The organism is Mesorhizobium sp. WSM4306, assembly GCF_007003975.1.
In the GTDB taxonomy this organism is placed as follows: Bacteria; Pseudomonadota; Alphaproteobacteria; order Rhizobiales; family Rhizobiaceae; genus Mesorhizobium.
On record NZ_VFTC01000055.1, the window covers coordinates 1 to 14,895 of the forward strand.

General features: G+C 62.5%; 11 protein-coding genes. 3 read left to right on the top strand and 8 right to left on the bottom strand.

Annotated elements, in window-relative coordinates; translation table 11 throughout:
• Positions 1–111: 111 nt before the first annotated feature.
• From FJV77_RS31780 to FJV77_RS31805, 6 genes are all read right to left on the bottom strand, one after another.
• Positions 112–591, bottom strand: coding sequence for a tetratricopeptide repeat protein (locus tag FJV77_RS31780; protein ID WP_142870280.1), 480 nt, complete (start codon positions 589–591; stop codon positions 112–114).
• 31 nt (positions 592–622) lie between these two features.
• The gene (locus tag FJV77_RS31785; RefSeq protein ID WP_142870281.1) at positions 623–1,594 is read right to left on the bottom strand and encodes an MBL fold metallo-hydrolase; all 972 of its coding nucleotides are present in this window, start codon (positions 1,592–1,594) and stop codon (positions 623–625) included.
• Between the two features lie 116 nt (positions 1,595–1,710).
• Positions 1,711–1,950 (bottom strand): DUF680 domain-containing protein, encoded by a 240-nt coding sequence (locus FJV77_RS31790; RefSeq protein ID WP_142870282.1) that lies wholly within the window; start codon positions 1,948–1,950, stop codon positions 1,711–1,713.
• Positions 1,951–2,100: 150 nt separating this feature from the next.
• Positions 2,101–2,286 carry a transcriptional regulator gene (locus FJV77_RS31795; RefSeq protein WP_246691446.1) on the bottom strand — a complete coding sequence of 62 codons (186 nt, stop codon included), beginning with the start codon at positions 2,284–2,286 and terminating at the stop codon, positions 2,101–2,103.
• A gap of 90 nt (positions 2,287–2,376) precedes the next feature.
• Positions 2,377–6,186 (bottom strand): methionine synthase, encoded by a 3,810-nt coding sequence (gene metH / locus FJV77_RS31800; RefSeq protein ID WP_142870283.1) that lies wholly within the window; start codon positions 6,184–6,186, stop codon positions 2,377–2,379.
• A 143-nt stretch (positions 6,187–6,329) separates the two neighbouring features.
• Entirely contained in the window at positions 6,330–7,433 is a 1,104-nt protein-coding gene (locus FJV77_RS31805; protein WP_142870284.1) for a KamA family radical SAM protein, read from the bottom strand.
• 253 nt (positions 7,434–7,686) lie between these two features.
• Here FJV77_RS31805 and FJV77_RS31810 point away from each other — a divergent pair, with 253 nt between their 5' ends.
• Entirely contained in the window at positions 7,687–9,351 is a 1,665-nt protein-coding gene (locus tag FJV77_RS31810; RefSeq protein ID WP_185970496.1) for an acyl-CoA synthetase, read from the top strand.
• A 12-nt stretch (positions 9,352–9,363) separates the two neighbouring features.
• On the opposite strand, the gene FJV77_RS31815 is transcribed toward FJV77_RS31810, so the two are convergent.
• Entirely contained in the window at positions 9,364–9,894 is a 531-nt protein-coding gene (locus FJV77_RS31815; RefSeq protein WP_142870286.1) for a hypothetical protein, read from the bottom strand.
• Positions 9,895–9,984: 90 nt separating this feature from the next.
• On the opposite strand from FJV77_RS31815, the gene FJV77_RS31820 reads away from it, so the two are divergent.
• A complete protein-coding gene (locus FJV77_RS31820; RefSeq protein WP_142870287.1) occupies positions 9,985–10,878 on the top strand; it encodes a hypothetical protein in 894 nt (297 codons plus the stop codon).
• A 540-nt stretch (positions 10,879–11,418) separates the two neighbouring features.
• A complete protein-coding gene (locus FJV77_RS31830) occupies positions 11,419–12,939 on the top strand; it encodes a winged helix-turn-helix domain-containing protein (RefSeq protein ID WP_142870288.1) in 1,521 nt (506 codons plus the stop codon).
• Positions 12,940–12,993: 54 nt separating this feature from the next.
• Here FJV77_RS31830 and FJV77_RS31835 read toward each other — a convergent pair whose 3' ends face one another.
• On the bottom strand, positions 12,994–14,616 hold the full coding sequence (locus tag FJV77_RS31835) for an ABC-F family ATP-binding cassette domain-containing protein (RefSeq protein WP_142870289.1): 1,623 nt from the start codon (positions 14,614–14,616) through the stop codon (positions 12,994–12,996).
• Between the last annotated feature and the right edge of the window lie 279 nt (positions 14,617–14,895).

Consider the following 14,895-nt stretch of genomic DNA (forward strand, 5'->3'; position numbering starts at 1 on the left):
TCCTCAATGCAAAAGCACGCGACGCGAGAACCGAATTCGCAAATGCAACTTGACACCCCAGATAGTCGCTCTCCCCCCGCTCTGCGGAGGGAGAGGAAATGGCGTCTGTGCTTACTGCGTCACCTTGGTGGCGATGGCCTTTTGCAAATCCTCGAGTTCCTCGCAGCCGGCGGGGCAGAGTTTTTGCAGCGACGCCAGCTGCTCGTTGGCCTTGGCCATGTCGCCGGTCTCGACATAAAGCTCGCCCAGATATTCGCGGGCGGCCTTGTGGTCGGGCTTCAGCTCCAGCGCCTTGTTGTAGTAGGTCAGCGCGGTGGTGAAGTCGCCGGTCTTGCGCAGCGTGAAGCCGAGCAGGTTGTAGACGTCGGCCTGCTGGTTGTCCTGCGCCAGGTCACGCAGATCGGCCAGAGCGCCCTCGTAGTCCTTGACGGCGATCTTGGCCTGGACGGCGGTGAGGTCGGGCGCGTCAGCGCCTTCGATGTCATCGACGGCAAAGGCCGGCATGACGGTCGCCGCGGGAACCACGGTCAGCACGGCGATAGCGCCGAGCAGGCCGAACAGGGCGTTTCTGCCCAGACAGGATTGTCTCATTGTCTTTCTCGCTGGAGTTTGAGTTACCCGTTCAAAGTTGAACGGGAGAGAAGCCGTAGGCATTGCCGTCTTTGACGAAGACGCCGGTGCCGGGGAACGGGAAGTGCGAGCCGGAAATGCGGATGTTGTCCGCGATCACCCGGTCGATGATCTTGTGGCGGGTGGTAATCGCGGCCGGCCCGTCCTGGTCGTAGCTGCCCTGCCATTCCGGATGCGGCGCCAGAAGCGCCGGCACATACATGGTGTCGGCAGAAATCATCAGCTGCTCCTTGCCGGAATTGGCGAGGTAGACCGAGTGGCCCGGCGTGTGGCCCGGGGCGGCGATGATCTGGATGCCGGGCACCACCTCGGCGCCATCCTGAACCAGCTTCCAGTTCTTCCATTTCGGAAAATTCTCGGCGATGCGCTTGCCCGCCGGCTTGCGGCCCTCGGGCAGTTTCGCCAGCCGGCTCGGCTCGGTCCACCAATTGTATTCGGTGGCGTTGACGATCAGCTCGGCATTGGGGAACACCGGCGCATTGGTGCCCTTCTCCATCAGGCCCCAGACATGGTCGGGGTGAAAATGCGAGATCATGATGATGTCGATCGCTTTGTAGTCGATGCCGGCGGCCGCCATGTTGGCCGGCAGATGCGTGGCGTTGGTCTGCCACTGGCCGACGCCCGAGCCGGCGTCCATCATGATCAGCTTGCCGTTCATCTTGAGCACGACGACGGTGAGCGGGATCGGCATGAAGTCGGTGGTCAGGCCGGCCTTGGCGAGCGCCGCCTTGGTGTCGTCGACCGAGACATCCTTGATGAAGGCCGGGTCATGCGGCTTGCGCCAAATGCCGTCATAGATGGCGGTGACCTCGATATCGCCGACCTTGTATTTGTAGAAGCCGACCGCGGGCTCCACCGGTGTTTCGGCGAATGCTGGTCGGGTGAATTCGAGCTTGCCGGCAAGACCGAAGGCCGTTGCGGCGAGCGTGGTTCCAAGCAATGTGCGACGTGTCATGCTGAACATGGTGATTTCCTCTTGTGAGTGGTGTCGGAAGTCGCGGAAGAGAGATGACGGAGAGCGCCGGCTCCCCGTCCTGATCGGTTGAGGCGGCGGCGCGGATCGGCGCCGGCGCCCATGACTCAGCGGCCCCAGATGCTGTCGCGATTATGCTGGGCAATGATGTCCTGCACCGAGCCCTGGTTCGGCCCCGTCGTCACCTTGGTGTCGACGCCGTCCTGGTGCGCCGTGTAGGGAATTGACGCGGTGGCATTGGTGTCCACGGCAGCCTGGTTGGCCTTGTTGGAAAAGTGGTCACTGCCGGCAAAGGCAGCGCTCGAGGCGAGCAGCATCGCAGCCACGCTGAAAGCGAGCTTGGTCATGTCCAAATTCCTTGTTTCGTTTCTTGGGTCGCGGGCCGGTATGACCCCGCTGACAACAAGACCCGGAAGGGCCGTGCTTTATTCCCCGGTGCGGTGAGATTTTTTTCGAGGGGGAGAAATCAGGGGCGGTCGAGCAGACGCTGGGCCGGATCAGGCGCGCTTGCGCGCTTGAATTGGATAGTGCTTGTCCTCATAGGCTGCGATCAGCGTTGCGAGGACGTGGAAGCGGTCAGCTTCAACAGAGCCGAACTCAGGCTCATTCTCAAAATATTTGGCGATCTCCGCAATCGCCCGGCCGTACTCGGCTTCGGTTTCAATGGGTCGAATGTTTTCCATCCCACCTTCTCCGGATCAATCTTGCCGGAGTCCTTTGCGCGTCTCGACGAATTTGATCAAGAGTGATTTTGCCGACGCGCAGGGCCGCGCCTACTCCGCCGCCTCTGCATAGTCCACGGGCACATAATTGAGGATCGGGCCAAGCCAGCGCTCGACCTCGGCCAGCGGCATGGCCTTGCGGCGCGCATAATCCTCAACCTGATCGCGTTCGACCTTGGCGACGCCGAAATAGTAGCTTTCGGGATGCGCGAGATAGAGGCCGGACACAGACGATCCCGGCCACATCGCGTAGCTCTCGGTCAGGCTGACGCCGGCATTGCGCTCGCCGTCGAGCAACCTGAACAAAGTCGCCTTTTCGGTATGGTCGGGCTGCGCGGGATAGCCGGGCGCCGGGCGGATACCGCGATAGGGTTCGCCGATCAACTCGTCGGGCGCCAGGTTTTCGTCCGCGGCATAGCCCCAGAATTCCGTGCGCACCTTCTCGTGCATACGCTCGGCAAAGGCTTCGGCGAAACGGTCGGCCAGCGCCTTGACCATGATCGAGGAGTAATCGTCATTGGCCCGTTCGAAACGCTCGGCGATCGCCACCTCCTCGACGCCGGCGGTGACGATGAAGCCACCAATATAATCGGGCTTGCCGCTCTCGGCAGGCGCGACGAAATCCGACAGCGCGACATTGGCCTTGCCATCGCGCTTGGTCAGTTGCTGGCGCAGCGTGAAAAAGGTCGCCAGTTCCTGCGAGCGTGCCTCATCCGTAAACAGCCTAATGTCGTCGCCGACGGCATTGGCCGGCCAGAAACCAATGACGCCGCGCGGCGCAAACCACTTTTCGGCGATGATTTTTTTCAGCATCGTCTGCGCATCCTCGAACAGCTGGCGCGCGGCGGATCCCTGCGCCTCGTCCTCGAGAATCTTGGGATAACGCCCCTTCAGCTCCCAGGTCTGGAAAAACGGCGTCCAGTCGATGTAGCGCGAGAGCTCCGTCAGGTCCCAGTTGTCGAAAACCTTCACGCCGGTGAAGGACGGCTTCGGCGGCTGGTAGGCAGACCAGTCGACCTTGTGCGCATTGGCTCTCGCCCTGGCCAGCGGCAGCCGCTGCTTGTCGGCCTCGGAGCGGGCATGCGCGTCGGCGACCTTTTTGTATTCGGCCCGCACCATGTCGACATAGTCGGCCTTGCCGTCGTTGGACAGCAGCGACGAGACCACACCGACGGCACGGCTGGCGTCTGTGACATAGATCGTCTGGCCCTTGGCGTAGCGCGGATGGATCTTCACCGCCGTGTGCACGCGGCTGGTCGTCGCGCCACCGATCAGCAGCGGGATGTCGAAGCCTTCGCGCTCCATCTCGGCCGCCATATGCACCATCTCGTCCAGCGACGGCGTGATCAGGCCGGACAGGCCGATGATGTCCACGTTCTGCTCGCGCGCCGTCTGCAGGATTTTTGCCGCCGGCACCATGACGCCGAGATCGATGATCTCGTAATTGTTGCAGGCGAGCACGACGCCGACGATGTTCTTGCCGATGTCGTGGACATCGCCCTTCACCGTCGCCATCAGGATTTTGCCCGCCGTCTGGCGCTCGCCATTGTCGATGCCGTTGGCGGCGTTGGCCAGTTTTTCGGCCTCCATATGCGGCAGCAATCCAGCCACCGCCTGCTTCATCACTCGGGCCGACTTCACCACTTGCGGCAGGAACATTTTTCCCGCACCGAACAGGTCGCCGACGACATTCATGCCGGCCATGAGCGGGCCTTCGATGACATGCAGCGGACGCTCGGCGGCGAGCCGCGCTTCCTCGGTGTCGGCGTCGATGAATTCGGTGATGCCGTTGACCAGCGCATGGGAAATGCGCCCTTCGAACGGCAGCTCGCGCCAGGCGAGATCGCGCTCCTTGCCCTCCTTGCCGGCGGCGCCCTTGAAACGCTCGGCGATCTCCAGCATGCGCTCGGTGGCGGTGCCGCCGGCCCTGGGTGCGCGGTTGAGCACGACATCCTCGCAGGCCTCGCGCAGCTTCGGCTCGATCGTGTCGTAAACGGCGAGCTGGCCGGCATTGACGATGCCCATATCCATGCCGCGCTGGATGGCGTGGTAGAGGAACACGGCGTGCATGGCCTCGCGCACCGGCTCGTTGCCGCGGAACGAGAAGGACAGGTTCGACACGCCGCCCGAGATATGGACATGCGGCAGTGTTGAGGTGATCTCGCCAGTGGCCTCGATGAAGTCGACGCCGTAATTGTCATGCTCCTCGATGCCGGTGGCGACCGCGAAGACGTTGGGGTCGAAGACGATGTCTTCGGGCGGGAAGCCGGCCTGTTCGGTGAGGAGTTTGTAGGCGCGGGTGCAGATCTCGACCTTGCGCGCCTTGGTGTCGGCCTGGCCGGCCTCGTCGAATGCCATCACGACCACGGCAGCGCCGTAAGCGCGCACCAACCTCGCATGATGCAGGAACGCTTCCTCGCCTTCCTTCATCGAGATGGAGTTGACCAGCGGCTTGCCCTGCACGCATTTCAGCCCGGCCTCGATGATCTCCCATTTCGAGGAGTCGACCATCACCGGAACGCGGGCGATGTCGGGCTCGGCGGCGATCAAATTGAGATACTCGACCATCGCCTTCTTCGAATCGATCAGGCCCTCATCCATGTTGATGTCGATGATCTGCGCGCCATTGGCGACCTGGTCGCGCGCCACATCGAGCGCGGCGACATACTCGCCCGCCTTGATCAGCTTCCTGAACTTGGCCGAGCCGGTGACGTTGGTGCGCTCGCCGACATTGACGAAGGGAATCTCGTCGGTGAGCGTGAACGGCTCCAGCCCCGACAGCCGCATCTTGCGCTCGATCTCGGGAATGGCGCGCGGCGGATATTTTTTGACCGCCTCGGCGATGGCCCGGATGTGCTCCGGCGTCGAGCCGCAGCAGCCGCCGACGACATTGACCAGCCCTTCCCGCGCGAAATCCTCGATCTGCGCGGCCATGAAGTCCGGGCTCTCGTCATACCTGCCGAATTCGTTGGGCAGGCCGGCATTCGGATAGGCGCAGACGAAGGTGTCGGCAACGCTGGATATCTCGGCCAGATGCGCGCGCATGGCGTTGGCGCCGAGCGCGCAGTTGAGGCCGATGGTGAAGGGGCTGGCATGGCGCACCGAATGCCAGAAGGCTGTCGGCGTCTGGCCTGACAGCGTGCGGCCGGAGAGATCGGTGATGGTGCCGGAAATCAGCACCGGCAGATGCACGCCCTTCTCGAGGAAAATCTCTTTGCAGGCGAAGATCGCCGCCTTGGCGTTCAGCGTGTCGAAAATGGTCTCGATCAGGATGATGTCGGCGCCGCCGTCGATCAGGCCGCGCAACTGCTCGCCATAGGCCAGGCGCAAATCGTCGAAGGTCACGCCGCGATAGCCGGGATTGTTGACGTCGGGCGACATCGAAGCGGTGCGGTTGGTCGGCCCCAGCGCGCCAGCGACGAAGCGGCGCTTGCCATCTTCCTGCTCGGCGCGAATGGCGGCGCGCCGCACCAGCCGCGCACCGTCGCGGTTCAGCGCGTAGACGGCATCCTCCATGCCGTAATCGGCCTGGGCGATCGAGGTCGAGGAGAAGGTGTTGGTCTCAAGGATGTCCGCGCCAGCGATGGCGTATTGATAGTGGATCTCCTCGATCGCCGCTGGCTGCGTCAGGATCAGGAGGTCGTTGTTGCCCTGCTGGTGGCAGGCGCAGCCGGCGAAGGCCTCGCCGCGGAAATGCTCCTCGTCGAAACCGAGACCCTGGATCTGCGTGCCCATGGCGCCGTCGAGGATGAGGATGCGCTCGCGCGCCGCCGCGGTGAGTGCCGCAAGCACTTCGGAACCGTCGGGCTTTACCGCGACGGGGCCGAACAACGCATCCAGCGATGCAGAATTCTGCGACATTTTTTATCCTTGGGGCGACAACCATCACATAAGGATATCTTTATGTCAATATACGAAATGCAAACCGACCATGTCACGACCGGTCAATCATCATGACCCACGGTAGGCCGCCAGAGGTCGTAGGCGGAGCCGGCGCTGCGCCGTTATTCTCCCACCACGTCCCGATACACCCTCATCTCGCCGTCCAACCCCCGAATGCGCCAGTTGTCCCCTTCCTGCGCCTCGAGATAACACGGCCCCAGCGGCACCTTGCCGCCGCCTTCCGGCAGGTCCAGCACATAGACGGGATTACAGATGCCCGACAGACGGGCGCGCAGCGCGCCGGCCAGCGCCTGTCCCTCGGCAATGGAGGTGCGCCGATGCGCCATGCCGCGCGCGAGATCGCCATGGTGCAGATAGTAGGGCTTCACCCCCAGGCGATACATCAGCTCGCGACAGAGTTCCTCAAGCACTTCGACCGTGTCGTTGACGCCCTTCAGCAGGACGCTCTGGTTGAGCAGCACGAAGCCTGCCTGGCGCATCGTGCGGCAAGCCAATTCGGTGTCCGACGTGATCTCCCGCGCGTGGTTGAAATGGGTGACGATTGTGACCATCAGCCGACCCTGCAAGGCGCCAACCAGCCCCGGCGTGATGCGGGAGGGCAGCACGACAGGCACACGGGTGTGGATGCGCAGCAGCCGCACATGCGCGATCGCCTCGATGCGGGCGCGGATTTCGGCCAGCGCCTTGTCCGGCAGTGACAGCGGATCGCCGCCGGTCAGGATCACCTCGCGGATTTCGGGATGGGCTTCGATATAGGCGAAAGCGTCTTCGAGCGCCTCTCGCGTGTAACCGCGGCCGATCGAGGTCAGAGATTCCTTGCGGAAGCAGAAGCGACAATAGACCGCGCATTGGTAGGTCGGGAACAACAGCACGCGGTCGGCATGGCGGTGCGTCAGTCGCGGCACCGGACTGAAGGCATGGTCGGCGATTGGATCGTCGAGCTCGCCCTCGGTTTCCACCAGCTCATCCGGCGACGGAATGATTTGCGCGCGGATCGGATCGGCGGGATCGTTCCAATCGATCAGGTCGAGATAGGTTTTTGGGGCACGCACCTTGTGCCGCACGGCGGCTTCCTGCGCCGCCGCGCGCTCGGCCGGCGACAGCGGCAGCGAGGCGAGATCGCGGACATGGCGAACGCCGGCGCGGACGTCGTCCTGCCAGGCGCTGTCGGCATCGGCGGATTTGAGGTTGGCGTCTGTGGTCATTGGAGGTCTCGGAGCAGCAATTTGGGCGGAGCTATCGACCGGATGGCGCAGTTGGTCAACCGTCTGTTGCCCTCTCCCACTTTCATCCGCAGAGTCCCCAATCTCGGAGGCAGGAGCCGCCCCTCATTGCCCTGCCGGGCATTTCTCCCCGTAAACGGGGAGAAAGTGGCTAATCCCCGACTTTCGCCGCAATCGACCAGCGGAACGATTTCAGGCAATCTAAAGGACGAGGCGTTCCAAGGGGAGATGGGCGCTGACAGGGAGGACTGCCATGAGCAAAAGGCCGCGCTATGAGGATGCCGTTCATCGCTTTCGCATCGAAGACGAGATCGCCCGGTTGCATGGCAACCCTACAACCGGCATCAATGCCTATGTCGAATGCTGCGGCCGCTACACCGGTGAAAACCGGCTGGCGCTGCGCGCGATCTCGGCAGGCGGCGAATTGCGCGAATTCAGCTTCGACGATCTCGCCGACATGTCGGGTCGCGCCGCCAATGTGCTCAAGGCTGCCGGCGTCGGTGCCGGCGATGTCGTCGCCGGCATGCTGCCGCGCATCCCTGAACTGGTGGCGCTGATCCTCGGCACTTGGCGCATTGGTGCCGTCTACCAGCCGCTGTTCACCGCCTTCGGCCCGAAGGCCATCGAGCATCGTCTCGGCTATAGCGGCGCCAGGATCGTGGTGACCAATACGGCCAATCGCGGCAAGCTCGACGAGGTCGAGACACCAGCGCAAATCGCCACCATTCTTGGCCCCGGCGAGGCACTGCCTCAAGGCGATACCGATTTCAGCGCCACGCTTGCGGCCGCCTCGCCCGACTGCCAACCGGTGATGCGCAAGGGCGACGACCTGTTCATGATGATGTCGACCTCCGGCACGACCGGCCTGCCCAAAGGCGTGCCGGTTCCGCTGCGCGCCCTGCTCGCCTTCGGCGCCTATATGCGCGAGGCGATCGGCTTGCTACCCGACGACATCTTCTGGAACATCGCGGATCCCGGCTGGGCCTACGGGCTCTATTACGCCATCACCGGTCCGTTGCAGCTCGGCATCGCCACCACCTTCTATGAAGGCGCCTTCAACGCCAAAAGCACCTACGACATCATCGAGCGGCTCGGCGTCACCAGCCTCGCCGGTTCGCCGACCGCCTATCGCCTGCTGATGGCGGAAGGGCCTGAGGCCGCCGCTCGTGTAAAAGGCAAACTGCGCGTGGTGAGCAGCGCCGGCGAACCGCTCAATCCGGAAGTGATCCGCTGGTTCGACGCAAATCTCGCCGCCCCCATCCATGATCATTACGGCCAGACCGAAAACGGCATGATGGTCAACAACCATCATGGGCTCTCGCATGTCGTGCGCGCGGGCTCGGCCGGCTTCGCCATGCCCGGCTACCGCATGGTGGTGCTCGACGAGGCAGGCAACGAGCTCGGCCCCAACCAGCCCGGCATCCTCGCCGTCGACATCGCGAAGTCGCCGCTGCGCTGGTTCGAAGGTTATCATCAAGCCGAGACGCCGGCGATATCAGGCGGCTACTACCGCACCGGCGACACGGTGGAATACGAGCCGGACGGCTCGGTGTCCTTCATCGGTCGCGCCGACGACGTCATCACCTCGGCCGGCTATCGCATCGGTCCGTTCGACGTCGAAAGCGCGCTGATGGAGCATCCGGCGGTCAACGAGGCGGCAGTCGTCGGCGTGCCCGATCCGCAGCGCACCGAGATCGTCAAGGCCTTCGTAGTGCTGGCGCCGGCCTACAAGGGCAATCCGGACCTCGCCGACGAGCTTGCCCAACACGTCAAGAAGCGGCTCTCGGCGCATTCCTATCCGCGCGAGGTCGAGTTCGTCACCGAACTGCCGAAGACCCCAAGCGGCAAGATCCAGCGCTTCCTGCTGAGGAAGGCGGAGGTAGAGAAACGCAAGGGGTGATGTGGGCAAGCGTCAGTTCGTAGGGAATTGCTCGACTTCCCAGTCGAAACTCCCGCGGCGCATGAAAATCTCCAATGCCTTCTCGGCGGCAGCCCTCAGCCGCTCCCAGGGTTCTGTTCCTATCATTTGCTCAAGCGGCGGCAATATCTGTGGTGTGTCTTCAGAGGCGCTGTTCAGGACGGCACGATAGTCTCGAAGCGCTTGCTGTTCCTCGACGGAGAAGACCGGTTCGACATAGTACCTAAGGATCCTGTCCGACGCATAGTCTTCCCATTGATTGAAAGCCTCGTGCGGCATGTGCACATACGGGACAGCGGCTTGATATTTCCGCTGCTCTTCATGGGACGACACCCATTCAAAATATCCGATAAGGTGGTTGCGATAGCGCTGGTTGAGGAGGATGTCAGAGATTGGCTGGTCCGCCACCTTGGGCGTTTCGGCGCTGTCCGTATTGTCTGGCATCGATAAACCGATCTGCTTTTTCTGAGCGGCTACAGTATGCCACGAGGAAGCCGAAGGTGGGCGGATAGATTTTTCAAGCATCGGAGCCGCCTCTAGCCGACTTCCGCCACGCAATAGCCGCGATGTCGCCGGATGCCTCAAGGCCTGTGGATCAGGATTGGGGGCTGCGTCATGCGCATGGTCTGGACGTTTCTGTTCGCGCTCGTGAGCAGCGTGGCTTTCGCGGCCTCGCCGGAGGATGACTATATCGCCGCGCGCGACAAGGCGATTGCGGCCATCGCGGCGCTGAACAGCGCGAACGCGGCCATCGAAACGATCGATGCCGAGAACGAGAAGGCGCTGGCCGACCTGCAACAGCGCCTTGCCGGCATCATCGGCCTGCTGGCGGTCAAGGACTTTCCGGCAACCGGTACGATCAATATCGAAAGCCTCAGCGACTCCGACATCGGCTCCGGCATGCTCGATGGGCTGCGATACACCAAAGGCGGCGACGGCCCCACCCTGGTGGCAACGACGCGAGGGCTGCTGGAGCGCTGGCTCCAGGCCAAAGCCGCTGAGACCGACGAGAGTTTCAAACTGCCTGGCAGTATCGATGCAGCGCTGAAGCTCGATGCTTTCTATACCCAGGCGATCAACAGCGACGCCGCCTTTGAAGGGACACTCGACTTTCCGCTGAAGACGCCGCAAGGCGCCGACATTGCCTTCGCGCGGCTCGGCGGCTGGACGCAGGACGTCGGACCGATCTACGAGCAGGAAGTCATCGTTACACTCGTCAAAGGCAAGAGCGTCATGATCACAGCGGCGCCGGCGGCCCCTGCCGTTCCGAAGATCGCCGCCTGCGACGCCGTCTGGGCTGCTGCGGATGCCGCCGCGCAGAAATTCCAGGAGGCCTACCAGGCTTCGGACCTCAAGGACGAAAAGGCCTTCGAAGCCTCCAACGCCGCTTGGGACAAGGGCGACAGCGACTATCGCGCTTGCATGGCCCAGCATCTCCCGGCAGACCCGGTCTTCCCGGCGTTGCTTGCCCAAGCGCAGGCGCTGGCCGATCAAATGGCGGGAAAGTAAGGCTCGCGGAAGAGCCTCGCGGCGCGATCAGTCGGCTTTTTCTCGATTTCGGATGCGAAGGTTCCGAGTGGCCGCCCGATGCCGCTTGCGCAATTCATTATTCAGGGAACCGCTCCAGACTTTGTTCTCGTCTGAGGTCACTCAGCTTTCGTGCCTATGCTGACAACCAAGATCTCAACGTTTATTCTCAGATCCAAAGAAAGATTCAGCAGAATTTCAGAAATCTGCCGGTACGCGCCCGGTCTTAGGCCTCACTGTTCTCATGGACGAACCGGATGAGGTCGAACATGTCACCGAATGAGAACACCCGCCAAGCCGCCCGGCAGGAACTCCTGGAGTATGCATCCACCGTCATGGCTGCGTCGCCTTGTGCGCCCATGCCTGGAACAATGTTCGAAATGCTGGAGATCATGGCCGTGGAGAGGCGCATGACTTCCAACCAAAATGAAGGCGGGTCAAATTCTCCTGATCCCTTGACGTCCAAGCCGATCAAGACCCCAATAGGGCAGCGTTTGCTCAAGTTGGTCAGATCGGCATTCAATGTCGCAAGAAAACGCAGGGCACGTACTGGCACTTGGCAGTTGCGAGCTTGATCTTGCGCGCGGGCAGCTTCTCCGCGACGGGAAACCTGTTGCTCTGCGCTCCAAAGCGTTTGATCTGTTGACCTATCTCGGCAGGAATGTTGGACGCGTCGCGACCAAGTCGGAACTGATGTCAGCGGTGTGGCCTGATGTCTTCGTGACCGAGGACTCGCTGACGCAAGCGGTCAGGGAGCTGCGAAAGGCACTGCAGGACGAAAGCCAAACCATCATCCGTACGGTCGCCAAACGCGGCTACGTGCTCTCTCTTCTCGAAGCGCCAAAGCAAGAGCGCTCCGGGCAGCCGAGCGTCGCGGTACTGCGTTTCAGCAATGAAGGTGCGCCGGAAGACACCCCTTTGATCGACGGTTTCGCCGAGGATATTGTCAATGCGCTGGCTCGCTTCGGAAGGGTCGTCGTGCTGGCACGCAATTCCGGATTTGCATTTGTCTCGGATTCCCCTTCCGATTGGCGTGCGATTGGCGACAGCCTTGGCGCAACCTATCTGGTCCGCGGCAGGGCGACGACTCGCCCAGACGGCATGCGGGTCACCGTCAGTCTCATGACTGCTTCGACGGGTGGAGTCCTCTGGAGCGATACTTTTTCTGCTTCTGGCGGCCAGATTTTCGAAATGCAGGAAGAAATCGCCCGCCGTGTGGTGAACCGGCTGGTCGCTCGGCTTGATGACGAAGGTGTCAAGCAGGCAACCCCGAAGCCTCCCGACAGCCTGGCCGCATACGAGCTTCTCCTGCGTGGACTGGCCCGGCTGCGCGGTTATGGCGATGATGACAACAAGGCTGCGCGCGATCTTTTCCAGGCTGCGGTCGAAAAGGACCCGACTTATGCCTTGGCGCATTCCTACATCGCGCTCGCCGATCTCATCATCGGTGGCTATGCCGAGGCATCCCCGGAATTGCTTGGTTCACTGATCGAGCGCGCGGAGTGCGCGGTGACCCTGGCGCCGGAAGAACCGCGCTGCCATCGCGTGCTCGCCCAGGCTTTAATCTATGCTCGTCGGTTCGACGCGGCCGAACATCACCTTCAGCGCGCGCTCGACCTCAATCCCTATGACGCCGATACGATTGCGCAAATGGGGTTCTTGCTCTCGATGAGAGGCAGGCCTCTTGAAGCACTCGCGGCGATTGACAGTGCTATACGGATCAACCCGATCCATCCTGATTGGTACCACTATGATCGCGCCATCGCGCTATACTCGGCTGGAGACTACAAGGCCGCGCTTGTCAGCATGTCCAAGGTCCCCTCGAAGTCTCCCTGGCGACTGACAAGGCTGGCGGGGTGCTACGCGCAACTCGGCGAACTGAAGGAAGCTCAGCGCATCATGGCAGAGGTCAAGCGGATAGCGCCTGATTTTTCGCCGATGCAGTTTGCGCAAACCGGGATTGCATACGAACATGCGAGCGATGTTGAACATCTTGTTGCCGGCGTCGCCAAAGCACTTGCCGCGTGTGAGGAGCAACCCTAGGCGGCGCGGTCTTCGCTTTGGACGAGAGCCGAGGCGTCCGTCTGCCGGGCGGAGTTACCCCCGCAACCCCGGCGCTTCCTGCCCGGTCCGCTCGACATATTCGGTATAGCCGCCGCCATAGGTGTGGATGCCTTCCGGCGTCAGTTCCAGCACGCGGTTGGAGAGTGCGGCCAGGAAATGGCGGTCGTGCGAGACGAAGAGCATGGTGCCTTCATACTGCGAGAGTGCCGTGATCAGCATCTCCTTGGTGGCGATGTCGAGATGGTTGGTCGGCTCGTCCAGCACCAGAAGATTGGGCGGATCGAACAGCATCAGCGCCATCACCAGCCGCGCCTTCTCGCCGCCTGACAGCACGCGGCATTTCTTCTCGATCTCGTCGCCGGAAAAACCGAAGCAGCCGGCGAGTGCCCTGAGCGGCGCCTGGCCGGCCTGCGGAAACGCGTCCTCCAGCGTCTGGAACACGGTGCGCTCACCCTCCAGCACCTCCATGGCGTGCTGGGCGAAATAGCCCATTTTCACACTCGGCCCACGCGCCACCGTGCCGGCATCGGGGTCGGAGGCGCCGGCGACCAACTTCAGCAGCGTCGACTTGCCGGCACCGTTGACGCCCATGATGCACCAGCGCTCGCGGCGGCGGACCTGGAAGTCGAGCCCCTCATAGATCGAGCGGCTGCCATAGCCCTTGTGGACGTTCTTCAGCGTTACGACGTCCTCGCCGCAGCGCGGCGCCGGCTGGAAGTCGAAATTGACGATCTGGCGGCGCTTGGGCGGCTCGACGCGGTCGATCTTGTCGAGCTTCTTCACCCGGCTCTGCACCTGTGCAGCATGCGAAGCACGCGCCTTGAAGCGCTCGATGAAGGCGATCTCCTTGGCCAGCATCGCCTGCTGGCGCTCGAACTGCGCCTGCTGCTGCTTGTCGGCGATCGCCCGCTGCTGCTGGTAGAATTCGTAATTGCCGGAATAGGCGGTGAGCGAACCGGCGTCGATCTCGACCACCTTGTTGACGATGCGGTTCATGAACTCGCGGTCGTGCGAGGTCATCAGCAGCGCACCGTCATAGCCTTTCAAAAACTGCTCCAGCCAGATCAGGCTTTCGAGATCGAGATGGTTCGACGGCTCGTCGAGCAGCATCACGTCGGGCCGCATCAGAAGGATGCGGGCGAGCGCCACGCGCATCTTCCAGCCGCCGGACAGTTTTCCGACATCGCCGTCCATCATCTCCTGCGAAAAGCCGAGGCCGTCGAGCACTTCCCGGGCGCGACCGTCGAGCGCATAGCCGTCGAGCTCCTCGAAGCGATGCTGCGCCTCGCCATATTGTTCGATGATTTCGTCCATCCGGTCGGCCTGCTCGGGATCGGCCATGGCGGCCTCGAGTTCAGCCATTTCGGCCGCCACATCGCTGACCGGCCCGGCGCCGTTCATCACTTCGGCGACCGCGCTATGGCCCGCCATGTCGCCGACATCCTGGCTGAAATAGCCGATGGTGACACCGCGATCGACCTGGACCTGGCCCTCGTCGGGCTGCTCCTGTCCGGTGATCATGCGAAACAGCGTCGTCTTGCCGGCGCCGTTCGGCCCGACAAGGCCAACCTTCTCGCCCTTCTGCAGGGCGGCCGAGGCTTCGATAAAGACGATCTGACGGCCGTTCTGCTTGCCGATGTTTTCGAGACGGATCATGGGGCGGTCCGGGAGGGTAAAGGGGGATGTGCGGGATTGCCCGAGCGCTTACCCGAATGAAGGCGACGAGGGAAGAGCGCAAACGCCGCAGCGTCGACAGTGAAAATTGGCGATGGCGACGGTGACAGCCGATCTCCCCCCAAGTGGGGGAGATGGCCGGCAGGCCAGAGGGGGGCGCGAAGGAACGCGACGTTTGATTGCAAGGTAGTGTACTGAGAGTTCTGCAAATTCGCTGAGAGAGGGCGGTCATGGCAGGCTGGTGATTGTTCACGTCACCTG